15 protein-coding genes and 1 pseudogene are annotated in these 23529 nt (G+C 70.0%); 7 read left to right on the top strand and 9 right to left on the bottom strand.

The annotated features are described in order from the left end of the window. Position 1 precedes the first annotated feature (1 nt). From ACTWQR_RS24130 to ACTWQR_RS24115, 4 genes are all read right to left on the bottom strand, one after another. Positions 2 to 1372, bottom strand: coding sequence for an extracellular solute-binding protein (locus ACTWQR_RS24130; protein WP_443229224.1), 1371 nt, complete (start codon positions 1370 to 1372; stop codon positions 2 to 4). A 141-nt stretch (positions 1373 to 1513) separates the two neighbouring features. Continuing rightward, positions 1514 to 2170, bottom strand: coding sequence for a peptidyl-prolyl cis-trans isomerase (locus tag ACTWQR_RS24125; RefSeq protein WP_443229318.1), 657 nt, complete (start codon positions 2168 to 2170; stop codon positions 1514 to 1516). Between the two features lie 80 nt (positions 2171 to 2250). Beyond that, positions 2251 to 6546, bottom strand: coding sequence for a glycoside hydrolase family 38 N-terminal domain-containing protein (locus ACTWQR_RS24120; protein ID WP_443229223.1), 4296 nt, complete (start codon positions 6544 to 6546; stop codon positions 2251 to 2253). Positions 6547 to 6785: 239 nt separating this feature from the next. After that, positions 6786 to 7670 (bottom strand): MurR/RpiR family transcriptional regulator, encoded by an 885-nt coding sequence (locus tag ACTWQR_RS24115; protein ID WP_443229317.1) that lies wholly within the window; start codon positions 7668 to 7670, stop codon positions 6786 to 6788. A 268-nt stretch (positions 7671 to 7938) separates the two neighbouring features. Between ACTWQR_RS24115 and ACTWQR_RS24110 the strand changes: the two genes are divergently transcribed. The 5 genes from ACTWQR_RS24110 (at position 7939) to ACTWQR_RS24090 (ending at position 13847) form a co-directional block, all read left to right on the top strand. Next, the gene (locus tag ACTWQR_RS24110) at positions 7939 to 8703 is read left to right on the top strand and encodes a sugar isomerase domain-containing protein (protein WP_443229222.1); all 765 of its coding nucleotides are present in this window, start codon (positions 7939 to 7941) and stop codon (positions 8701 to 8703) included. 81 nt (positions 8704 to 8784) lie between these two features. After that, a complete protein-coding gene (locus ACTWQR_RS24105; protein WP_443229221.1) occupies positions 8785 to 9201 on the top strand; it encodes a DUF6153 family protein in 417 nt (138 codons plus the stop codon). Positions 9202 to 9288: 87 nt separating this feature from the next. Then, positions 9289 to 9933, top strand: a complete 645-nt coding sequence (locus ACTWQR_RS24100; RefSeq protein WP_443229220.1) for a DUF305 domain-containing protein — start codon at positions 9289 to 9291, stop codon at positions 9931 to 9933. A gap of 1485 nt (positions 9934 to 11418) precedes the next feature. Next, positions 11419 to 12552, top strand: a complete 1134-nt coding sequence (locus ACTWQR_RS24095) for a PLP-dependent cysteine synthase family protein (RefSeq protein WP_443229219.1) — start codon at positions 11419 to 11421, stop codon at positions 12550 to 12552. Then, complete coding sequence (locus tag ACTWQR_RS24090) at positions 12549 to 13847, top strand: MDR family MFS transporter (protein WP_443229218.1); 1299 nt, start codon at positions 12549 to 12551, stop codon at positions 13845 to 13847. The genes ACTWQR_RS24095 and ACTWQR_RS24090 overlap by 4 nt, the downstream gene beginning before the upstream one ends. Before the next feature lie 123 nt (positions 13848 to 13970). Here ACTWQR_RS24090 and ACTWQR_RS24085 read toward each other — a convergent pair whose 3' ends face one another. From ACTWQR_RS24085 to ACTWQR_RS24065, 5 genes and pseudogenes are all read right to left on the bottom strand, one after another. Next, on the bottom strand, positions 13971 to 14990 hold the full coding sequence (locus ACTWQR_RS24085; RefSeq protein ID WP_443229217.1) for an ABC transporter ATP-binding protein: 1020 nt from the start codon (positions 14988 to 14990) through the stop codon (positions 13971 to 13973). A 43-nt stretch (positions 14991 to 15033) separates the two neighbouring features. After that, on the bottom strand, positions 15034 to 16023 hold the full coding sequence (locus ACTWQR_RS24080) for an ABC transporter ATP-binding protein (RefSeq protein ID WP_443229316.1): 990 nt from the start codon (positions 16021 to 16023) through the stop codon (positions 15034 to 15036). A gap of 303 nt (positions 16024 to 16326) precedes the next feature. Further along, a pseudogene (locus tag ACTWQR_RS24075) lies at positions 16327 to 17247 on the bottom strand (ABC transporter permease); the annotation flags it as partial. A 29-nt stretch (positions 17248 to 17276) separates the two neighbouring features. After that, positions 17277 to 18203: an ABC transporter permease gene (locus ACTWQR_RS24070; protein WP_443229216.1), complete on the bottom strand. Its 927-nt coding sequence runs from the start codon at positions 18201 to 18203 to the stop codon at positions 17277 to 17279. Between the two features lie 14 nt (positions 18204 to 18217). Further along, positions 18218 to 19720, bottom strand: coding sequence for an ABC transporter substrate-binding protein (locus tag ACTWQR_RS24065; RefSeq protein ID WP_443229215.1), 1503 nt, complete (start codon positions 19718 to 19720; stop codon positions 18218 to 18220). A 499-nt stretch (positions 19721 to 20219) separates the two neighbouring features. Here ACTWQR_RS24065 and ACTWQR_RS24060 point away from each other — a divergent pair, with 499 nt between their 5' ends. Beyond that, on the top strand, positions 20220 to 21890 hold the full coding sequence (locus tag ACTWQR_RS24060; protein ID WP_443229214.1) for an alkaline phosphatase D family protein: 1671 nt from the start codon (positions 20220 to 20222) through the stop codon (positions 21888 to 21890). Between the two features lie 231 nt (positions 21891 to 22121). Then, on the top strand, positions 22122 to 23486 hold the full coding sequence (locus ACTWQR_RS24055; RefSeq protein ID WP_443229213.1) for an alpha-lytic protease prodomain-containing protein: 1365 nt from the start codon (positions 22122 to 22124) through the stop codon (positions 23484 to 23486). The last annotated feature ends 43 nt before the right edge of the window (positions 23487 to 23529 follow it).

Below are 23529 nucleotides of genomic sequence, written 5' to 3'. Positions count from 1 at the left end.
GTCAGCCCGCCTGCTCGATGAGCTCGTTGGCCTTGGACTGGGCCTCGTCGAGGGCGTCCTGGGCGCTCTTCTTGCCCTGCATCGCGAGCTGCACCTGGGCCGTGATGGCGTTCAACTCGCCCGGGGTGAGGGCGATTTCGTCGGCCGTGGCGGTCTTGCGGTCACTGGCGACGATCTTGCGGGCCTCGGCGAAGGGGTCGTCGCCCTTGACCGACTGGAAGAAGGGGTCGTTCAGCGACTCGGTCGTGGACGGGAAGATGACGACGTTCGGGTCCTTCGCCCACTCCAGCTGGTTCTCGGCGTTGGTGAGGAACTGCGCGAAGGCCAGGGCCGTTACCGCGTTCTTGCTGGTGGACGCGGCACCGATGTACTGCGGGGCGCCCACGGTGTGCCCGAGGTCGTCCAGCGGGTAGCGGGCGACGCCGGTCGTCTTGTAGACGCTCGGGTTGTTCTGCTGGATGAAGCGCAGGAAGTTGGGGTTCGTCTGGCCGTACACCAGCTTGCCCTGGCCGTAGACCGTGGACGGGTCCTGGTTGGAGGAGATCGAGTCCCTCGGCATGGCCCCGGCCTTGTACAGCTTCGTCATCCAGTCGACCCACTCGGCCGTCTTCGGATCGTCGGCGAAGGTGAAGGACTTGCCGTCGGCGGACAGCACCTTGACCCCCATCTGCTGCCAGTCGGCGGGGAGGCGCAGCAAGGGGTTGGCGAGGAAGGCGTAGTAGTCGCCGTTCGAGACCTTGGCTATCTTCTCGGCGTCGGCGAACAGGTCGAACATCGTCGTCGCGGGCTTGGCCGGGTCCAGGCCCGCCTTCTTCATCAGTTCGGTGTTGAAGGTCTGCACGATGCCGCCGGAGTACCAGGGCAGCACGCTGTGGACCTTGTTCCCCTCGGCGTCGGCGTAGGCGCTGGAGTCCCACATCGCCTCGCTGAACGGCTTGCCTGCGTCCGGCGCCTTCTCGTCGAGGTTCACCAGGTAGCCGTTCTTGGTCAGCGCGATCGCCGTGTTGACGTTGATGTTCACCACGTCCGGCAGCGTGCAGCCCTGCGCGTCGGCGACCAGGCGCTGGGTGAACGTGGCGTCGCCCGGGTCGTCGATCCACTTGACACTGGTGCCCGGGTGCTCCTTCTCGAAGGCCTTGATGACGGGGTTGAAGTAGCCCCCGAAGTCCTTCTTCAAGTTCGTGGTCTGGAACGTGATCTTGCCCTTGACGTCCCCGGTGAGCTTGCCGGATCCCACGTTCCCCTCGTCGACCTTGCAGCCACCGGCCGTGGCTTCGCCGTCGTCGGAGCCGCCGGAGAGGCCGCAGCCTGCGGCCGTCAACGTCAGTACGACGAGACAGGCCAGGGATCCGGTCAGTCTTCTTGCGCGCATTGCTGCCCTCCTGAGACCCAGTCTGATGCTGGTTCAATTCACCAACTTCGACTCCGATTGATGAAAATGTGGACCAGAATTCATCGGAGGTCAATGGGGTGCCGTGTTGCTTTTAGGTTCCGGCCGCGATCAGTGCGGTGATCAGTGCCGGTGCTCGTGGTCCGGATGGGAGGGGTCGCCGGGATGCTCGTGCCCGTCCGCGTACACCACTTTGGTGCGGGCATGGTCGAGCCAGGCGAAGAAGGCACGCCGGCCCGCCGCCCGCCGCAACTCGTGGGCGATGCCCTCGTGTACGTCGGCGTACGGCAGGAAATCCGAGGAGGATCCGTCCTCGTCGAAGGGCCCGCTGAACGGCCCACCGAAGGGATCCACACCGCGCCGCAGGGCATCGTGGGTGAGGAAGCGGTCCCGGTTGCGGTCGTAGTAGTCCCGTACCGCTGACTCGGATACGTGCTGCTCGCCCTCCAGTTCGGCGAGCAGCACGCGTGCCGCCGGGGAGTGGGCGAGCACCGCCGCGACGATGCTGCCCAGGTCGGCGACATCCTCCTCGGCCACGGCTAGCACCTGCGCCGGCCGGACCTCTTCAGGAGGCTTCAGCCCCCGCTCGGCGCAGGCGCGGCGGGCCAGCTCGTCCGCGACGACCACCTGAGTCGCCCACCGCCGCCGCTGCCGCTCGGCCCGCGCCAAGGACTCGGGACGGGTCTCGCGATCGCGCGGCGGTACGACCTCCAGGAACGCGTCCACGCGCGCCGAGGAGAGGGCGTCACCGTGTACGAACGCGGCGGCGCCGTCGGGCAGCTGGGTGTGCCCGGAGTCGTCGGATGTGTGCGGTTGCGTGGAGCCGTCGGCTGGATGTGGATGCGCGTGTTCCTGGTCGCTCACGGCATCACCTCCATGGGTATGGCCTCGGTGTAGGCGACGTTGCCGTGCCAGGCGGTCTTCACCAGCAGCCAGTACGAGCCCGGTGGCACCGCCCGGCCGTCCACCTCGATCGCGCACTCCAGCCGTTCCCCGGCGGCCACGCTGAAGCCCTGGCAGCCCGGGGCCACCCCGGCCCAGGTGCCCCACGACGACACGGCCCACAGGGTGCCGCCGACCGGACCGCGGGTGGTGTTGTGCACGGTCACCGGAACCCGGCTCCGCTCGCCCGCGCGCACGCTGATCCGCTCGACTCCCGGCCGGGCTACGAGAGTTGGGCCCGTACGCCCGTCGGGCTCGCCCTCCGGGACGGTGCCCGGCACGTCGAGGGCGACGACGTCCTCGTACGTCTGACCGCCGTACGACAGCCGCGCGGCGAGCCAGTGCCGGCCGGGCGCGGCGTCGGGCGTGGGCGTGACGGTGACCTCGGCGAGGGTGAATCCGCCGGGCCCCAGCGCGTACGGCAGTTCGGCGGGATGGGCGGACCAGCCGGGCGGCACTCGCAGGGCGACGGTGCCCGACACCGGAGCGTCGGTGAGCTCCGAGCTGACGCGGACCGTCGCGGTCACGGGTCGTCCGGGCGGCAGGGTGAGCGCGGCCGGTGAGACGTACACCGCCACGGGCATGTTGCCGCGCGGGGCGGGGCCGGAGTTGTGCAGCCAGTACCGGGTGTGGACGGGCTGCGCGGGCTCGTGTGCGGCGACGCCGGGGCCGGTGGGTGTGGCCGTGCCCTCGGGCATGTCCTCGGGGGTCGCCAGCACCGTCGCGACCTCGAATCCGGTCAGGCCGACGTCGAGAACCCCGTCCTCGTCCGGGGCCAGCGGCGCGCCCGGTGTCTCCACGACGTCGGCGCGGGCTCCGGTCGTCCACGCCCGTGGTCCGCGCACGCGGGCCCGGACCGGCCGCCCGGACACCTCGTGCATCCGAACGACGACACCGCGCCCCGGGTCCGCCGGAGCCACGCTGCTTCTGGCGAGCGGGGAGCCGAGCGGCTTGAGCGCGTCGAGCAGCACCTCACCCTCGGGTTCGAGCGCGAGGAGAGTCGCCTGCCTCGGCAGGACCGGGCCCGGCCCGGATTCGCCGCCGTCGCGCAGACGTGCGGTGAGCGGATGGTTGTACTCGTGGCCGGTCCTGGGCAACCCCAGCTCGCGCCAGTCGCCCTCGCCGCCCACCACGGCGTACTCGAAGGTGTGCGACCACCGCTGGAGTTGGAAGGCCGAGCCGTCGGGAGCGGTACGGCGAGGCGGGTCGACCCAGATGCCCGAGGGCCAGCCGGTGCAGGAGCGCATGAGGGACATGTAGAGGTCGCCCGAAGAGGTGACCACGCAGCCGGGCGTGCCGCGGTTGAGGACGGCGAAGCTGCGGCCGTCCCATGCGTCACCGGGCGGCAGGGCCTCGCCGCCGCCGGCCGCCGTGGCCTCCAGGACCGCGTCGTCCAGGTCGGCCACCAGGGCGTCGACCGCTTTGGCGTCGTCCTCCGGGCGGGCGCCCGCCACCACGAGCAGCGGCAGCCGTTCGAGGTCGCGGAGGTCGGCTCCGGGCACCCACTCCTCGCGCAGGCTCGCGCGCGGCGCGACCCACACGGCCGCCACGCCCCGCTCGGCCAGCTGCCGCCGTAGCTCGCGTCCGGCGGCGGGATCCCAGCTGAGCGCTTCGGCGACGACGGCGTTGCGGTCGGGGGCGCCGACAGCGATGCGGATGTCGGGCAGGTTGGAGTCGACCTCCAGGTCCCCGTAGCGGGGCCCGTCGGCGATCGTCGAGGTCGCGGTGACGCCCGCGCGGACCAGGGCCGCCGCGAGCGGGGTGCCGAGTTCGCCGGCGTCGTCCCAGGAGGCGTAGACGAGTTCGGCGACGCCGATCGAACGGTGGCCGAGGAGCGTCCCCGTGTCGTCCCGGATCTCGGCGCGGGCCGTGGACCCGAGCCCGAACCAGGTGTTGGCCGGGTTGTCCAGCGTCCAGGGGAACCGCTCGCTGTCCACCTCCACGAACCCGAACCCGCGCCCGATGACGGCGTCGGCCACCTCGTGCACCGGCAGCCCGCCCCGCACGTCGGACGGCCAGCGGACCCGGATCAGCCGGTCCGCCCCGTCGTAGCCGTCGATGGTGGTGGACAGGTCCAGGCGCGCGACCCCCTTCCACAGGCACAGCCGCTGCGTGTACCGGAACAGGCCGAGGTCGGCGGTGACGGTGACGCGGGAGCCGGCCGGGGAGTGTTCCACATTCGCCTGAGCTGTCACATCACGGCTGCGGGCGGTGGTCGTGCCGGTCGGGGTGAGATGCCAGGGGCCTTCGCCGAAGCGCGGGTGCCTCGGGTACTCCTCCTGCACGACGAGTTCGTTGCCGATGTCGCCGGCACGCAGCAGGTCCCGTACGCCCTCTGTGAGCGCGCGCAGCCGACTGACCCCGCCGCCGCGCTCCGGGTCGACGGTCAGCTCGTAGAACTCGTTGCGGATCGTGGTGCCTTCGCCCGGCGTCCACTCGGAGACGGTGCCCCGCGCGAGCGGGAGCGCCTTCAGCCCCATGCCGGGCACCCGCGGTACGACCACGCGCAGCTCGCCGTCCTCCCGCACGGCGGGCAGCGGCAGGCCGGTGTCGTCGAGTGGTACGAGCCCGGGGTCGTCGACGGTCAGTACGTCGCGTCGCTTCCAGGTGGCGGAGTTGAAGACGACCAGGTCCGGGCCGCCGCCGGGCAGCGGGGTCACGTGATGGGCAAGGGCGTCGGTCGCATCGCCGCGCACGGTCTCGGCGAGGTCGGCCAGTTCGCGCCAGCCGGTCATCAGGTCGATGTAGACCTGGTCGGACTCCGAACCCGTGATGGCGTCGTGGTGGGCGCCGTAGATCAGCTGTCGCCAGGCCTTGTCGAGGGCCGCGTCCGGATATGCGTGACCCGTGACGAGCGAGGCGAGCGTCGCCCAGGCCTCGGCGTCCGCGAGCAGTGTCTCGCCGTACCGCTGGGCCTGCTTGGTGTCGATGTACGAGACGTCCTTGCCGGTGTAGACCGGGTTCATGTCCCGGGTCTGCGGCGAGGCCTTGCGCCCGTCGGCGTCCAGCTCGGCCCACACGGCGGCGAAGAAGTCGCGCGGCACGGCACTGATGAAGCGTGGCCAGACGTAACGGTCGTTCCAGTCGCGGTGGATGTCCATGACCCAGCGGCACGGCGGCGCGTAGTCCCCGCCGACCGGCAGCAGCACGTTGCGCGTGAGCGCGACCTGCTTGAGCCCCTTGAACAGCTTGAACGCGGCTGCCTCCGCCTCGCGCAGCGTCGGCGCGTTGTCGATGGCCCAGCCCGCGCCGTAGTGGTTGACCATGTACGCGGTCAGCAGCCCGCGCCCCGACGGAGCGATCCAGCAGAACTCCGCGGGGAACTGCATCCGCTGCGGATCCCGGGGCTCCTCACCGAAGACGGAGAGGGTCGGCCCCCACTGGTGGAAGGGGCCGCGCGCCCACGAACTGGAGGACAGCCCCGCGTCCGCCATCAGCCCGGGGAACTGCGGGTCGTGCCCGAAGGCGTCCAATTGCCAGGCCGTCTCCGGCGACGCCCCCATGACGCCGCGCTGGAAGCCGTCCCCGTATACGGCGTTGCGGATCGTTGCCTCGGCGCCGGTGAGGTTCGTGTTGGGCTCGTTGTACGTGCCGCCCATGACCTCGACCCGGCCGGTACGCAGCAGCTCCCGCAGAAAGGCGCGCTCCTCCGGGAAGGAGTCCCAGTACGGCTTGAGATAGTCGACTTCCGCGAGCACGAAGCGGTACGCCGGATCGCGCCGCGCCAGGTCGCAGTGCGCCCGTACGAGACTCATCCCGGACTGGCCACGGGAGTCGAAGGTGCGCGCGGGCAGACCGCTGGACGCCGGGTCGTCGGCGACGTCCCAGGTCTCGGTGTACGCGGCCTGGGTGTTCCACCAGACGGGGTCGTAGTGGAAGTGGCTGACCATGAACATCGTCCAGCCCGGCTCGGCGGCGACGAAGTCACAGGCCAGCTCGGCTGACCGCGTCGGATCGGCCGCGTCCCGCGCGGTGACCGTCACCCGGCACCGGTCGCCCGGGGCGAGGCCGCCGGTCATGGGTATCTCGGCGCGTACGGTCCCGGCGTCGTCGACGGTCGCGCGGATCTCCCCGTCGCTGCGGACGCCCGGGCCCGCGGCGGTGAGGTGGACGGTTCGGCCGGGAACGTGACTGATCTCGGCGACGAGCACCTGCGACGGACGCTCACGGGTGCCGACGAAGAGCTCGGTCGACTCGGCTGAGGTGACGCGCATGGGTCTCCTACGAGGTGATCGGCGGGGACCCATCGTGGCACTGTCCGGTTGGTTCAAACAACCACTCACGTGTTTTTCGGTGGTTCATCTATGCAGAAGTCGTTTGTCCGCGCGGTGGCGGGCAGGGGTGGCGGGCATGCGAAAGCCGCCCAGCGGGAGCTGGGCGGCTCGATGCCGGGCGGAGCGGCGAGTGCGGGTGGATCTCAGCGGGTGCGGACGGACTTCAGCGGGTCCGGGTTTCAGCGGGTCCGGCGTGACTTCACCGAGTGCTGCCCGGCGATGTGGTCGGTCAGCGCCAGCGAGGCGCTCGCCCGCTGGTACGACAGCTGGGCGACCCGTACGTAGAGGCAGTCGATGAGCAACAGCACGGAGTGCCGGGCGCCGATGCTTTCGGTGCGGAAGCTGGTCTCCGACGAGGAGGAGATGAGCCGGACGTCCGCGGCCCGCGCGAGCGGCGACTTGGGGTCGGCGGTGATCGCCACGGTGGTGGCGCCGCGCTGTTTGGCGCCCTCGAAGGGTTCGATGGTCTCGCGGGTCGCCCCGGAGTGCGAGATGCCGATGGCGACGTCCGCCGGGGTGAGCAGCGCCGCGGAGGTCGCCGCCGCGTGCACCTCGTTCCATCCGCGCACCGAGCAGCCGATGCGGAAGAGCCGTACCTCGGTCTCCAGAGCCACCGCTCCGCTGCCGCCGACGCCGTAGACGTCGATGCGCCGTGCGCGCGCGACGGCCTGGGCCGCGCGTTCCAGGGCGTCGAAGTCCATCCGGTCGATCGTCTGCTGGACCGCGCGCAGGTCCGCGCTGCCGACGACCGTGACGACACGTTCGAGATCGTCGTCCGGGGAGATGTCCGGGCCGATCTCGGCACTGCCCCAGTCCGACACCTCGCCGCGTCCGCGCTCCTGGGCCAGCTCGATCAGCAGGTGCTGATAGGAGTCGAGACCGATGGCGCGGCAGAACCGCGTCACCGTGGCCTGCGACGTGCCGGTGCGGCGTCCCAGCTCGGCGGCGGAGGAGTGGGTGACGGCCGCGGGGTCCTCGAGGATGAGCTCGCCCACCTTCCGGAGGGACCCGGCCAGTCGGGGCAGTTCGGTACGGATCAGTGTGGTGACGTCCGTCGGGGGCATTCCGCTGCCGACGCCGGTCCGTTCCATGGGGTACCCGATCTCCTCGGTGGCTGATGTGCGGCGGTTCGTGTGGCACTGAGAATGTAGCAGCCACCGATCATCTTGAAGATTGAATCGCAGGACCGACCAGTGTCGATGCCGGACGGCCACCCGGGCAACGGTCGGGCGTCGATCAGTCCGGCGTTGCATGCCGTTCGCGACGTGTGATTTATTCATTCAAGTAAGCTCGCAAAGGATGGTGGTTTCATCCACCGGTGGGGAGTGCCGCGTGTCCGTCGACTCTGTGAACGCCAACGGGTTTGCGCGCGAGGGCCTGGACGTCCTGAACCGCATCACCGAATCCGCCCGGGACGAGGTGAGGCGGGCCGCCGAGCTGATGGCCCACTGTGTGAGTGCGGGCGGCGTCATCCACGCGTTCGGCACCGGGCACTCCCAGGCCCTGGTCCTCGAACTCGCCGGACGCGCCGGGGGACTGGTGCCCACCAACCGGCTGAGCATCGCCGACCTCGTCCTGTACGGCGGCGACGATCCGAGCGTCCTCGCCGATCCGCTGCTGGAGCGCGAGCCAGGTGTCGCCGATCGGCTCTACGACCTCGCCGCGCCACGGCCGGAGGACCTGTTCGTCATCATCTCCAACTCCGGTGTCAACAATGTGATCGTGGAGATGGCACTGCGCGCCAAAGGCCACGGCCACCGAGTCGTGGCCATCACCTCGTTGAGCCACACCCGGGCCGTCGCCGCCTCCCACCCCAGCGGCAAGAAGCTCGCCGACATCGCCGACGTGGTCCTGGACAACGCCGCGCCGCGCGGCGACGCACTCCTCGAACTCCCCGGTGGCGGCTCCGTCTGCGCACTGTCCACCCTGACCGGGGTGATGCTCGTCCAGATGGCCGTGGCCGAAACCGCCGCTCTCCTGCTCACCGCCGGCGTGCGTCCGCCGGTCTACGTCTCGGCCAACGTGCCCGGCGGGTTCGAGGGCAACCTGGAACTGGAAAAGCGCTACGAGGGTCGCATCCGCCGTACGGCCAGCTGACGGGTGAGCGAGCACCGTGAGTGAGCGGGGTGGAGGGGTGCCCGGCCGGTATGGACACGGGCGTGTGCATACGATGAGGTCGTGACACGCCTTGATCAGCTCGCTCGGCCGCAATCCCCGTTGCGGTCCTGTGGGCTGCTCGTGTGCGCTCTGTTGCTGGGTCTGATCGGCATGCACGCCCTCGGACCGGACCCGGCGGCCTCCGCGGGCTCCGGACATGGCCCGACGGTGGCGGCGGCCGCGCCGATGGGTGTCACGGTGTCGGTGCCGGACCCGTGCGATCACGGCGAGGGCGGCTGCCCGGGGCACTCCGATCACGCGGATCCGACCTGTGTCACCGCGTCTGTCGCCGGGTCTCCCGCCGTGATGCCGGTCATGCTGCCCGACGTGGCGGCCCCCGCCGGGGTGCCGGACGCGCGTACCTCCCCGACCGGCAGCGGTCCCGACGGCGGCCGGGCGCCGCCCTCACTCTCCGAACTCCAGCTCCTGCGGATCTAGAGCGGCCCGCGCGACGCCATACGCCCACCTGGGCGCGGCGCCACGTCTTCGGCATGCCCTTCACCGATCCACACCAGGAGCTCAACCATGACCGCACACCGCAGGTTCATCCGCCGTACCGCCCTGGCCGCCGCGACCGCGACGGCCGCCCTCGTGCTGTCCGCGTGCGGCGGGGGCGGCCACGACATGGGATCCATGGGGTCCGACTCCGAGTCCGACTCGCCGTCCGCGACCGCGCCGGCCAAGACCGGCGACTACAACGACGCGGACGTCGCCTTCGCCACAGAGATGATCCTCCACCACCGTCAGGCCGTCGACATGGCCGAAATGGCCGACAGTCGTGCCTCCTCGAAGGAGGTCAAGGACCTCGCCACGAAGATCAAGGGCGCGCAGGACCCGGAGATCAAGACCATGTCCGGCTGGCTCAAGTCCTGGGGCGAGGACGTCCCCGCGGACATGTCCGGCATGGAGGGCCACGACATGGGTGACATGTCGTCCATGCCCGGCATGATGAGCACCGAGGACATGGACAAGATGGAGAAGGCCTCCGGGGCCGAGTTCGACAAGATGTTCCTCGAGATGATGGTCGAGCACCACGAGGGCGCCGTGAAAATGGCCAAGACCGAGAAGGCCAACGGCGAACACGGTCCCGCCACCAAGCTCGCGGACGACGTGATCACGGCCCAGACCGCCGAGATCGAGCAGATGAACAAGATGCTCGGCAAGAGCTGACACATCATCAAACAACGGTGGGTCGACCGGGGCGAGGTCCTGTCGGCCCACCGTTTCTGTGCCTTCGTCGATGCCGGCCGATCTGTTTGCAATCGGTGAAGTGCCCTTTCCTTCCGGGCGGTTGGGCCTACCGGGTGGCACGTGCTCCCGCTTATGGCTTGATCACGCCGTGTTCTGGCGGTTCGAAATGCAGGCGGACTACGAATCGGGTTAGCATCACGGCGTGATTACGGCCTGGTCACCCTCCGGTGTGCGACGGAGCCGCTCAGCAGCGGCTCTGTGGCGTGTGCTGGGCCTTTGCCTGCTCCTCGTAGGTCTGCTGTATACGCACGCGGCCAGCCCCAATGCCACTGTGGGTCACCTCACTTCGGGGAAGCCCGTCTCGGAGTGCGACGTCCTCCCTGAGCCCCAGGTCGAATCCGAGAAGGTTGCGAGTGCCACGCACGAGCTGTCTGCGGATGACTCCTCGGAGTCGCGCCACGATGGGCACGGGGTGCATCCCGCCGGGGAGGACTGCGCGCTGGCGCAGCCTCCGCAGGGTCCTGATGTGGGGATGCCCTGCCTCTGGCTGCTGAATTCGAGTTCGGACGCGGGTGACGGTACGGCCGTGTCGGCGCACGCCCGTCACTCCGCGGCGAGGGACCTCGCGGCCCCCATAGCGCACGCGGCTCAGACCGCGGTTCTGCGGATCTAGGTCAGCGCCTCCGGAACCGGTCGACACGTTACGGGGACCGGCCGACTCGGCTCGAAGCCGAGGTCGTGCCGCCCGCCTCCGTGGCGATCGGTTCACGGCGTCTGACCTCCTGCGCGTGGCGTTCCACGGTGCGACGCGGGGATGGTCGACGACTCGTTCCACCACGCCCCACTGATCGCTGCCCCGCGCCGTGAGTGTTCCGGCCAGGGCAGTCACCGCGCGGAGGATCTGTGCCGCCTTGCCCTGCCTCGCCTTCTGCTCCTGCCTCCCGGGCTTCTGTCTCTGCCCCCTGGGCCGGATCGCTCCGGAAGATCCTGAAGGTCGGAGCCGTCCGCACCACGCTGTATCTCGTCCTGCTGTTCCTGGCGCCGGCCTGCTTCGGCGATCAGCTCTACGTCTCGGAACAGTCGTACGGCCGCTCGGCCGATGCGTCGCATGACGTCCCGTTACCGCTGGAGAGCTTCAAGGAGGACATCCTCGAGGCCGCCGAATCCCCGGACCAGTGTCATGACCCTGGTCCTGGATCCGTCGCGTTCTCACCGTCGTCCGCTCGCGTGCTACCGCCCAACCTCACCGCCGCGCCGCCGACGGGCACGTTCACGCTCGCCCCCTCCAACGCGTCACGAAGACTGCCGCTCACGGGTGGCCGGCCCGCTCTCATCGCCATCTGCCGGTGGCGCATATAGCCGCCGGTCGGCGGTCGGCCCCGTCCGATCCGCCGCGCGCGCCCTGCCTTGCAGGCGGCGCGCGAGATGAGCATCCGCACGCATCAACCGAATGAGAGCGAATCGATGCACTCCCTGACCATGAGTGATTCCATCCCCGCCGGATCCAGCCTCCAAGGGCTCGTCGGCAACACCCCCGTTCTGCATGTGTCCCAGCCCTTCACTCCGCCCGACCGCGGCTTCTGGGCGAAACTGGAGGGCTTCAACCCCGGTGGCATCAAGGACCGCCCGGGACTGCACATGGTCGAACGGGCCCGCACGCGGGGGGACTTGCGGCCCGGAGACCCGATCATCGAGTCGACCAGCGGCACCCTCGGCCTCGGCCTGGCCCTGGCCGGAATGGTCTACGGACACCCCGTCACCCTCGTCACCGACCCCGGCCTCGAACCGTCCATGACCCGCCTGCTCACCGCGTACGGCGCCACCGTCGACATGGTGCCCGAGCCGCACTCGACCGGAGGCTGGCAACAGGCCCGCCGGGACCGGGTCACCGAACTGCTGGCCCAGCAGCCCGGCGCCTGGTGTCCCGACCAGTACAGCAACCCCGACAACGTCACCGCCTACACTCCGCTCGCCCTCGAACTCGCCTCGCAGATGGGCCACATCGACATACTGGTCTGCAGCGTCGGCACCGGCGGCCACTCGGCAGGCATCTCGCGCGTTCTGCGTCAGCTGTACCCCGGGCTGCGACTGGTGGGCGTCGACACCGTCGGCTCGACCATCTTCGGCCAGCCCGCCCGGCCCCGCCTCATGCGCGGACTCGGCTCCAGCATCTATCCGCGCAACGTCGCGTACGAGAACTTCAGTGAGGTGCACTGGGTGGCGCCCGCCGAATCCGTCTGGGCCTGCAGGCAGTTGGCCACCTCGCACTACGCCACGGGAGGCTGGAGCGTCGGCGCGGTGGCGCTGGTGGCGGGCTGGCTCGCCCGTACGACGCCTCGGAGCACCCGGATCGCGGCGATCTTCCCCGACGGGCCCCAGCGCTATCTGGAGACGATCTACGACGACGCCTACTGCGTCGAACACGGACTGTCGGGCCTGCCCCCGGCACCCGAACCGGAGGTCGTGGGACGCCCCGACGAGAAGGAGTTCACTCGTTGGACCCGCTGCGCGACGGTCAGTGACCCGCTCTCCCCGCTGGCGGAGACGACCGGCGCGGCGACCAGCGCGTCGGCCGGTGCGGAAGAGGGTGCGCGGTGAGGACGACACTCGCACAGGCCCGCTCGTACGACCGGAGCGTCCAACTGCTCCTGGTGAACCAGTTCACCATCAACCTCGGCTTCTACATGCTGATGCCGTACCTGGCCCAGCACATGTCCGGCACCCTCGGCATGGCCGGCTGGCTCGTCGGATTGGTCCTGGGCGTACGGAACTTCAGCCAGCAGGGCATGTTCCTGATCGGCGGCACCCTCGCCGACCGGTTCGGCTACAAGCCGCTGATCGTCGCCGGGTGCGTGCTGCGCACCCTCGGCTTCGCCACGCTCGGTCTGGTCGACTCGGTTCCCGCGCTGCTCGCGGCCTCGGCGGCCACCGGCTTCGCGGGGGCGCTGTTCAACCCGGCCGTACGCGCCTATCTCGCCGCCGACGCGGGCGAGCGCCGAGTCGAGGCCTTCGCACTGTTCAACGTCTTCTACCAGGCGGGCATCCTGCTCGGCCCGTTGGTGGGAATGCTGCTGACCGGCCTCGACTTCCGCGTCACCTGCCTTGTCTCGGCCGCGATCTTCGCCGTGCTGAGCATCGTGCAGATCCGGGCACTCCCGGCCCGCAGGGCGGACGACTCCGGCGGCGAGAACGTCGGCAAGCGGGAGAGTGTGCTGGCGCAGTGGCGGAGCATCGTGCGCAACCGCGCGTTCCTCTTCTTCTCCGTGGCCATGATCGGCTCGTACGTCCTGTCCTTCCAGGTCTACCTGGCGCTGCCGCTGGAGGTACGACGCCTGGGCGGCGAAGGGGAGTTCGGGACGGCCGCCGTCGCTCTGCTCTTCGCCGCGTCCGGCCTGGCCACGATCTTCGGCCAGACCCGGGTGACCGCATGGTGCAAGGAACGGCTGGAGCCCGGACAGGCATTGGTCTGGGGACTGTTGAGCATGGGAGTGGCGTTCGTACCGCTGCTCGTGGCGACGGCCGTGCCTGTTCCCGCCGAGGGCATCGGGCGCTGGGTACTGGCCGCCGTGCCGCCGACGCTGACCGCGCTGCTGCTGGCGCTGGGCACGATGATCGCGTACCCCTTCGAGATGGACACCATCGTCCGGCTCTCCGGTGACCGGCTCGTCGCCACCCACTACGGGCTGTACAACACCATCTGCGGCATCGGTATCACCCTGGGCAACCTCCTCACCGGAGCCGCCCTCGACGCCGCCCGGTCGGCCGGCATGTCCGCGCTGCCCTGGCTGGCGTTGCTCGTCCTCGGCCTGGCCTGCGCCGGATCCCTCTACGGTCTGCACCGAACCGGCCACCTGACGCGCGCGGTCCCTGAACCCCAGCCCGCCGCGGCCTGACCGAGCACATCCCCGCGCGGGGCGGGCGGCATCCAGCCGCTCGCCCCGCTTCCCGCGACCAGTCGCCTCCCACCCCGCTCCGAAGCGGCGGATGGAGACGCCTGAGGTGCGGGCCCTGCCTGTTCAGGCGGACCCTGCCCGGTGACCGGCCGTGACTGCGGGCGTCTCCTCCAACGGGAAGTGGCATGCCGCCGTGTGGAGCGGTGCTCCGAGCGGCGGTGCGGGGACGGCTTCGGCGCATACGTCCTCCGCACGCCAGCACCGGGTCCTGAACCTGCACCCGGACGGTGGGTCGGCCGGTGAAGGGATCTCACCGGTGAGCAGGATGCGCTCCCTCTTCGCCTTGCCCCTGGCCGCCAAGGACGGGGCCGCCGACAGGAGCGCCGCGGTATAGGGGTGCCGCGGCTGCTCGAAGAGCTCCTCCGCCGGGCCCGTCTCCACGATCTTGCCCAGGTACATCACGGCGACGCGGTCGGCGACGTGCCGCACCACGGACAGGTCGTGCGAGATGAACACGTACGACAGCCCCAGCTCGTCCCGCAGATCGCCCAGCAGATTCAGCACCTGCGCCTGGACCGACAGATCCAGCGCGGAGACGGGTTCGTCGCAGACGATGACATCGGGCTCCAGCGCCAGGGCGCGGGCGATCCCGATCCGCTGCCGCTGCCCTCCGGAGAACTCCTGCGGGTAGCGGCGCGCGTCGGACGCGCGCAGCCCGACCATCTCCAGCAGTTCGCCCACGCGCGCCGCTCGCTTCGGGCCGGGCACGAGGTCACGGTGGGTGAACCAGGGCTCGCTGATCAGATCCGCCGCGCACAGCCGGGGGTTGAGCGAGCCGAACGGATCCTGGAAGACCATCTGAACCTTGCGGCGCCAGGCGAGCAGCTTGGCACCCGACAACGAGAACGGGTCCACTCCCTCGAACCGTACGGTGCCCTCGTCGGGACGCTCCAGCATCAGCAGAACCCTGGCCAGCGTGGTCTTGCCGCAGCCGGACTCGCCGACCAGGCCGAGTGTCTCCCCGCGTGCCAGGCTCAGATCCACCCCTTCGAGCGCGCGCAGCCTGGTGCTGCCCTTCGCCGTGCGCGGCACCGTGAAGCTCTTGGCCAGGCCGGTGGCCTCCAGCAAGGGTGTCCTGTTCATGCCGTTTGTGTCGTCTGTTCCGTTCATCGCGTTCGTTCCGGGCTCAGGCATCGGCCAGTTCCTTCCCGAAGTGGCAGGCGGCGGCGCGGTCGGCGCCCGTACCGGCCAGCGTCGGCAGGTGCGTGGCGCACAGGTCGCGGGCCATCGGGCAGCGCGCACGGAAAGCACAGCCGGCGGGCACGGAGCGCGGGTCCGGCGGGCTTCCGGGGATGGAGCTCAGCCGGGAGCCCTTGAACTGCTCGGCCGGTACCGACTCCAGCAGCCCCCGGGTGTACGGGTGGTGTGGCTTGCCGAACACCTCGGCCACCGGTCCGGTCTCCACGACCGTACCCGCGTACATGACGGCGACCCGGTCCGCGTGCTCGGCGACCAGCCCGAGGTCGTGGGTGATGAGGACCAGCGCCATCTGCTGCTCGCTGCGCAGTTCGGCGAGGAGGTCCATGATCTGGGCCTGGACGGTGACGTCCAGTGCCGTCGTGGGCTCGTCGGCGAGCAGTACCTTCGGCCGCAGCGCGACCGCCATCGCGATCAGCAGCCGCTGGCGCATACCCCCGGAGAACTGGTGCGGGTAGGCGTTGGCGCGTGAGCGCGCCTCCGGGATACCGACACGCTCCATCAGCTCCACCGCCCTGGCCCTGGCCGCGCGCCGGGAGACCTTCTCGTGGATACGGAACGGTTCCGCGAGCTGTGCCCCGACCGTGACGACGGGGTTGAGTGCGCTGAGCGCGTCCTGGAAGACGATGGCCAGGCCGGGTCCCGCGAGTCGGCGCCTGGCCCGTGCCCCGAGCCCGAGCAGGTCCTCACCGTCCAACCGTGCCTGCCCGCCCACGACTTCGGCGACCGGGTCGAGCAGACCGGCGACGGCATGGGCGGTCATGCTCTTGCCGCAGCCGGACTCGCCCAGCAGGGCCAGCGTCTCGCCCGAGCGCACGGCGAAGCTGACGCCGCGTACGACGGGGACGGGTCCGGCGGGGGTGCGGATGTCGACCGACAGACCGTCCACTGCCAGGGTGTCGGCCCGCGTCGGTGGGATGGTCGAGGTCGGTTCGGGCTCTGTGCCTGCGGCGGTTGGGGTCGGCTCGACCTTCGTCCCTGCGAAGGTCGGTTCGACGCCCGTCCCCGCTTCAGCTGGGTCTGGTTCGACGCCTGTCCCGGCTGGGGCCGGGTCCGGTTCGACGGCCGATCCGGCCAGGGTGGTGGTCGGTTCGGTCCCCGTCCCCGCTACGGCCGAGTCCGGTTCGATCGCCGGACGGCGACCGGTCGCCGGACCACGGCGCCACGGGCGTCGGCCGCCGCGCCGCAGCCCGTGCCGCCAGCGCTGCCCCGGGTCGGTCGCGAGCCGGGCCCAGGCGGCGAGTACGGTCGCCGACACGGTCGTGATGACGATGGCGAGGCCGGGGAAGACCGCGATCCACCACGCGCTCTGCAACTGCTGCCGTCCCTGCGCCACCATCAGTCCCCAGCTCACGTCCGGCGGCTGGATGCCGATTCCCAGGAAGCTCAGCGACGACTCGGTCAGCATCACGAAGCAGAAGTCGAGCGCGGCGACGGTGAGCAGGGTGGGCAGCACCGTGGGAGCGACATGGCGCCGGATGGTCGCCCAACTGCCGGTGCCGAAGGTGCGGGCCGCGTCCATGAACAGCCGGCTGCGCAGTTCGGCGGACTCGGCCCGCGCGGTGCGCAGATATACGGGGATCCGGGCGACGGCCAGCACCAGAACGATGTTGGCGGCGCTCGGCGAGAAGACGTACAGCACGACCACGGCCAGCAGAAGAGACGGGAAGCTGAGGATCACGTCGGCGATCCGCAGGGACACGTTCTCGCGCCAACCGCCGTGATATCCCGCCCACATGCCCCACACCGAGCCGACGACGAGTGAGCACAGCACGGCGGGCACGGCCACCGACAGGGTGGTCCCGGCCGCGGCTATCAGCCGGGCGGCGACGGGGCGGCCCAGGGAGTCGCTGCCGAACACGAAGGCCCAGCCGTGATCCAGGCTGAAGGGCGGCCGGTTGGGATCGCGCAGGTTCTGGCTCGTTGCCAGGTCCCCGATGAGCAGCGGGCCCAGCACGGCGCCCACCGCGACGACGACCAGAACGAGGGCCGCCGCGGTGGCGAACCGGTCCTCGAGCAGCAGGGCGGACCACTTCCGCCGCGCCGCCGCCCCGTCGGCTCCGGGACCGGGGCTCGGGTCGATGTCCTTGCCGTCGCCCTTGCCGTTGTCCTCGTGGCCGTTGTCTTCGTGGCCGTTGTCCATGTGCTTCTGGAGCATGTCACTTCCTTGATTCACGCCGCCGCCCGCTGCCGCACACGCGGGTCGAGGAGCGCGTGACAGATGTCCACCAGGATGTTGAGCGCGAAGATCACCAGAGCGGTCAGCAGTACGGCGGCCTGCAGTACCGCGAAATCACGCTGAAGAACTGAGTCGATCATGAGCTTGCCGATGCCCGGCCAGCCGAAGATGGTCTCGACGACGACGGCCCCGTTGACCAGCCCGACGGCGAGGTCACCCGCGACGGTGAGCGCCGGTGCGGCCGCGTTGCGCAGCGCGTGCCCGAAAACCACCCGCGACTCGCGAGCGCCCTTGCTGCGCGCCACCTTGACGTAGGGGGCGGAGAGCGCGGAGACCATGGCGCCGCGCACCACTTGGACCAGCACTCCGAACGGACGGATGAGCAGGGTGGCCACGGGCAGGATCCAGGCCGCCCCGCCGTTCGTCCCGGAGGTGGGGAGCCAGCCAAGCGTCACCGCGAAGATCAGCACCCCCATGATGGCGAACCAGAAGTCGGGGACGCTGGCGGCCGTCGAGGAGAGAAAGCTCGCGACCCGGTCGGTCGCCGAGTTCGGGCGGTACGCCGCGAGGCTGCCGATCACCACGGCACCGACGATGGCGAGCAGCATCGTCCACCCGGCGAGCTGGAGGGTGGCGGGGAAGGCCCGCAGCACCGCGTCGCTCGCCGACTGGGCGGTGCGCAGCGATTCGCCGAAGTCGAGGTGGGCGATCTGGACCAGGTAGTCACCGAACTGGGTGAACAGAGGTTGGTCGAAGCCGTTGCGGGCGGAGAACTCGTCCCTCATCTCGGGCGTCGCGCTGAGCGGAAGGTACAGATTGGCGGGGTCTCCGGTGAGGCGGGCCAGGAAGAACACTCCGAGGACCACGACCAGCAGGGGGATGACGCTGGAGACCGCGCGGCGGCGCAGCATGGTGAACATCGGTCGCTCCTCCCTCAGTTCGCGCGGTGCATGTCGGCGAGTCGCATCTCGTCATTGGTGGCCGAGTCCGGTCGGTATCGGACGCTCGAGGAGAGGGCCAGGATGCCGGTCATATTGGCCATCACGGCGTCCCGTACGACCTTGTCGTTCTGGTGGGCGAACGCGTCCGCGAACGCCTTCTGCCGCGCGTCGCCCGAGGCCAGCTGCCCTTTCTCTGTCAGCGCGTCGAGTTCGGGGGTGCCGTAACTGCTCTGGGCACCCTTGCTGCCGTAGATCTGTCCCATGGTGAACGCGGCGTCTCCTGCCTGGTTGCCGTGCTGAGCCTGGAGAAGGGTGGGGCCGGTGCCGGTGGGGAAGGGCCGCAGCAGGTACTCCAGCCAGGCATTGACGTCCAGCATCTTGATCTTGACGTTCAGTCCGGCCTTGAGCAGGCCGTCCTGCACCACCTCCATCGCCTCGGCGGCCTTCGGGTAGATGCCGTTGCGGCCGATGATGGTGATGGTGGTGTCGGTCGGGACTCCGTCGGCGCGGGCCTGGGCCACGAGTTGCCTGGCGCGCTCAGGGTCGTACGGCCACGGTTGGACACGCGGGTTGTGTCCGGTGACGCCCTTCGACACGAGCTGCCCGCTCGGCCGGCCCGAGAAGACCGCCGTGACCAGTCCTTCCCTGTCGATGGCGTAGTTGATGGCCCGGCGGATCCGGATGTCGTCAAGAGGCGCCTTCGCGGCGTCCATCCGCAGGTACGAGACCTCGTTCGTGACGTACTCGACCGCCCGGTCGCCGGCCCCGTCCTCGGGAGCGAGCCCGATCGCGACATCCGCCTCGTCGTTCGTCACCATCGCCGCGCGAACACTGCCCTCCGCCCGCCAGACGTACTTGGCCGCGGCGTACTCGGGGGCCTTGCCCCAGTACCCGGGGAAGCGCTTCAGGCGCAGAAAGCGGCCCTGGCTCCATTCGTCGATCCGGTACGGCCCGGTGCCGATCGGCTTGCGCACCCTGGCTTTGGGATCCGTACTCGTCGGCACGATCTCGACGAAGGACAGGCGCAAGGGAAGGATCGGGTCCGGCTTCGCCGTGGTGACCTCGAGTGTCGTGTCGTCGACCGCCGTGGCGGTGACCTTGCTGTCCGCGAAGATGTATCCGTTGACGTTGCAGTTGAGGTCCGAATCCGTGGCGCGCTTGATCGAGAACGCGGCGGCCGCGGCCGTGAGCGGGGAATCGTCATGGAACTTGACCCCCTCGCGGAGGGTGAAGGTCCATGAAGTGGGTGAGGCGCGTGTCCACTTGGTGGCCAGCGCCTGTTCCAGTCGTCCGGTGGACGCGTCGCGTTCGGTGAGCGCTTCCGTGATGTTGGCGCGCGTCACCCGGCCCGTCGCGGTGAGTGAGGCGTCGCAGGGCTCGAGGGTCGGTGGCTCCTCGGGCAGGACGACGCGCAAGGTGTCGGGGCCTTCACCGATGGGGTCGGCGCCCGCCACAGAGCATCCGGAGACGGCGAGCAGAGCGATGACGGACGTCAACGCGCCCGCCGTTCGCCCCCGGCGGAGACGGGCGGTCGAACGAGTTCGCACCGAGCCTGGACCGATCACTGTTCCTCCGCGCTGTTCAAGGTACGAATCCGCTGCCGACGGACCAGTTGCCCCTGTGGGTGAGGCAGGCCCGAGCCGAGCGCAATCAGGATCCATGTCCACAAGCGAAAACATGGTTTAGATATGTGGACGCTCATTATTGGATCGGCAGCGCTGAACGCGTCAAGGGGTATGCAGCGAGAACCCGGACATCCACATGCCCGCGCGTCGTTGGGGTTCGCGTATATGAACCCGTCGACCGCACCGGCCTGGCCATCGAGGCGCCGGCCGCCGCGCAGGAGCCGTCGCTGAGGCGGCCCCGACGCTCTCGGGATCTCGCGCCTGCCGTGATTGTGATCTTTATCTGTTTAGCATTCAGAAGTTCGCTTCATGCGACTTTGTCGCACGCGACACATCGGTCCTCATGCAATCAACCGCGAGAGGAGGCCCCATGGCCCCGACAGGCCGTCGTAGATCTCTGCGGCAGTACACCGCTTCAGGACACGACCCCCAACTACGCGCGGCCGCCCGGCACTTCGGGCGCCGCCGCTTTTTCACCGTCACCGCCGCGGCCGCCGCCCTTGCCTTCACCACCAACCTGCCGGCCCGGGGCGCGGCAGGCTCCGCCGAACTAGACGCGGCGAAGATCTCCACCGATCCGTTCACGCTCGGCATCGCCTCCGGAGACCCGATGCCCGGCTCCGTGCTGCTGTGGACCCGGCTCGCCCCCGCCCCGTACGAGCCGGACGGCGGTCTGCCCCGGCAGTTCGTCGTCGTCGAGTGGGAGGTGGCCACCGACGAGCGCTTCCGGGAGACCGCCCGCAGCGGCATCGCCATCGCCTATCCCGAGTACAACCACACCCTGCACGTCGACGTCGACGGCCTCGAGCCCGACCGTGTCTACTACTACCGGTTCAAGACCGGAACCTGGATCAGCGAGACGGGCCGTACGCGCACGGCGCCTGCCACCACTGCCGCCGCCGCGAAGCTCACCTACGCCGCCGTCGCCTGCCAGGCCTACACGGACGGGTACTACACGGTGCACCGCCATCTCGCCCAGGACGACGACGTCGACATGGTCTTCCATCTCGGCGACTACCTGTACGAGTACGCCGTGAACTCCGTGGGCGGCGCGCGAAACTACACCGACCGCAAGCTGCCCGACCTCTTCAACCGTGAGGCCATGACCCTGGAGGACTACCGGCTGCGCTTCGCCCTTTACAAGAGCGACCCGGACCTGCGGGCGGTCCACGCGGCACACCCCTTCGTGGTCACCTGGGACGACCACGAGACCGAGAACAACTACGCGGGCGCCATCAGCGAGAACAACGACCCGCCGGAGGCGTTCCTGCTGCGTCGCGCCGCCGCCTACCGGGCGCACTGGGAGAACCAGCCGCTGCGCGGCGCACAGCGGCCCAATGGTCCGGACATGCAGCTCTACCGTCGGCTCCAGTGGGGCAGGCTCGCTCAGTTCGACGTCCTCGACACCCGGCAGTACCGCTCCGACCAGTTGCACGGGGACACCAAACACGTTCTTGTCGGCGCCGAGTCGGACGACCCGGCGCGCACGATGACGGGGGCCGCGCAGGAAAACTGGCTGATCGACGGCTGGCGCGACTCGCAGGCCCTGTGGAATGTGATGCCGCAACAAGTCTGTTTCTCGCAGCGCAAACTCGACCTCAACGCCAACGCGAAGATGTCCATGGACGCCTGGGACGGCTACCGGGCCTCGCGGCGGCGGATCCTCGACGGTGCGAAATCGGCCGGGGTGGAGAACCTGGTGGTGATGACCGGGGACGTGCACGTCGGGTACGCCTTCGACATCAAGGACGACTTCGACGATCCGGAGTCCAAGACCCTGGGTACGGAGATCGTCGCCACCTCTGTCGCGAGCGGCAGGGACGGCGCCGAGAAGCCCCCCAACTGGGCCACCTACCTCAAGGCCAACCCGCATCTCAAGTTCTACAACGGGCGGCGCGGCTATGTGAGGGTCCGACTGGACCGGCAGACGGCGCGGGCCGACTTCAGGACCGTGACCGCCGTGACGAAGCCGGGCGCGCCGATCACGACCGCCGCGTCCTTCGTGACCGAAGCCGGCGACCCGGGCCTCAAGCCCGCGTGAGGAAGGGCAGTTCTCCTCGCCGACTCTCCTCGTCGACGTCCTGCCTCCGGGGCGGTCGCCGAGCGCCAGTTACCTGATACGTCGGTCCCTCGGCATCCTGTACTCCGCCGGGCGGGCCCTTCATGTCTCCCAAAGCGCGGAACTAGTAGGAAATAAGCATTTTCTGAGTCTTCATCGGCGAAACCTAGGGTTTGGAGGCCCTTCCCGCCACCGAAACCGAGGAGACACCTGATGGTCCACAGACACGCCGGAGCCGGCTGTGCCGCCTTGACCGTGCTCGGCGCGCTCGCGCTCACGGGGCTACCCGCGGCCGCGGCCGTCGAGCCCCCCGCGCCGGCACCGGCGCCTTCCGCCGCCGAGACGCTCGGCGCCAACAAACCGTCGTCCGCGGTTCTGCACGCGCTGATGCGTGACCTGCGCCTGACGGACACACAGGCCAGGAAGCGCCTGGTGAACGAGGCAGAGGCGGGCACGCGCGCCGGCCGGCTCCAGAACGCGCTGGGCAAGCACTTCGCGGGAGCCTGGGTGGGCGGGGCGACCTCCGCCGACCTGACCGTCGCGACCACCGACGCCGCGAACGTCCCCGCCATCAAGGCCGGTGGGGCCAAGGCGGTGGTCGTCAGGAACGGACTGGCGGACCTGAAGGCCGCCAAGGCGAAGCTGGACGGCGCCGTGACCGGCAAGGCCCTCGACACGCCGGTTCGGTACGTCGACGTGCGGACCAACCGGGTGACGGTGCAGGCCACGAGCCGTGCCGCCGCGGACAGGCTCATCGCGGCCGCCCGCGTCGACCGCGGGCTCGTCACCGTCAGGGTGTCGGCGGAACGGCCTCGCGCCCTGCACGACATCCGGGGTGGTGACGCCTACTACATCGACGGCACCGCCCGCTGTTCCGTGGGATTCGCCGTCACCAAGGGCGACCAGCAGGGGTTCGCCACGGCCGGCCACTGCGGGCAGGCGGGCGCCAAGACCGCCGGCTTCAACAAGGTCGACCAGGGCACCTTCCAGGCCGCCGTCTTCCCCGGTCAGGACATGTCGTGGGTGGGCGTCAACAGCGACTGGACCGCAACGCCCCACGTCAAGGGGGAGGGTGACAAGAACGTTCAGACCGCCGGCTCGGCGCAGGCTCTGTCGGGCGCCGCGATCTGCCGGTCCGGTTCCACCACCGGCTGGCACTGCGGAACGATCGAGCAGCACGACACCAGCGTCGACTACAACGAGGGCACCGTAGACGGCGTGACCCGCACGACGGTGTGCGCGGAGCCGGGCGACTCCGGCGGCTCGTACGTCTCGGGAACCCAGGCTCAGGGCGTCACGTCGGGGGGCTCCGGCGACTGCGAGAGCGGCGGAACAACCTTCTACCAGCCCATCAACCCGCTGCTCAGCGCGTACGGCCTCACCCTCAAGACCAGCACGGGGGAGAGCGGTACGCCGGCTCCCCAGGACGGCCAGACGGGTGGCTGGGCCGCGAGCCGGGTCTACGAGGTCGGAGCCCGGGTGACTCTTGACGGCGTCTCGTACCGGTGCGTGCAGGCGCATCAGGCGCAGGGTGCGTGGCGGCCCGCCCTCACTCCGGCCCTGTGGCAGCGTGTCTGACGACCACGATGATGCCGCGGGGGGGGGGGGGGGGGGGGGGGGG

Source organism: Streptomyces sp. 2A115, from assembly GCF_052245575.1.
GTDB lineage: Bacteria > Actinomycetota > Actinomycetes > Streptomycetales > Streptomycetaceae > Streptomyces.
This window is presented reverse-complemented; position numbering and strand designations above follow the sequence as displayed.

Excerpts from the sequence above, each read along its gene's own strand:
- ACTWQR_RS24095 (WP_443229219.1), top strand. The coding sequence starts at position 11,419 with ATGCACTCCCTGACCATGAGTGATTCCATCCCCGCCGGATCCAGCCTC.
- ACTWQR_RS24120 (WP_443229223.1), bottom strand. The coding sequence starts at position 6,546 with ATGCGCGTCACCTCAGCCGAGTCGACCGAGCTCTTCGTCGGCACCCGT.
- ACTWQR_RS24100 (WP_443229220.1), top strand. The coding sequence starts at position 9,289 with ATGACCGCACACCGCAGGTTCATCCGCCGTACCGCCCTGGCCGCCGCG.
- ACTWQR_RS24115 (WP_443229317.1), bottom strand. The coding sequence starts at position 7,670 with ATGCCCCCGACGGACGTCACCACACTGATCCGTACCGAACTGCCCCGA.
- ACTWQR_RS24070 (WP_443229216.1), bottom strand. The coding sequence starts at position 18,203 with ATGTTCACCATGCTGCGCCGCCGCGCGGTCTCCAGCGTCATCCCCCTG.
- ACTWQR_RS24085 (WP_443229217.1), bottom strand. The coding sequence starts at position 14,990 with ATGAACAGGACACCCTTGCTGGAGGCCACCGGCCTGGCCAAGAGCTTC.
- ACTWQR_RS24060 (WP_443229214.1), top strand. The coding sequence starts at position 20,220 with ATGGCCCCGACAGGCCGTCGTAGATCTCTGCGGCAGTACACCGCTTCA.
- ACTWQR_RS24130 (WP_443229224.1), bottom strand. The coding sequence starts at position 1,372 with ATGCGCGCAAGAAGACTGACCGGATCCCTGGCCTGTCTCGTCGTACTG.
- ACTWQR_RS24055 (WP_443229213.1), top strand. The coding sequence starts at position 22,122 with ATGGTCCACAGACACGCCGGAGCCGGCTGTGCCGCCTTGACCGTGCTC.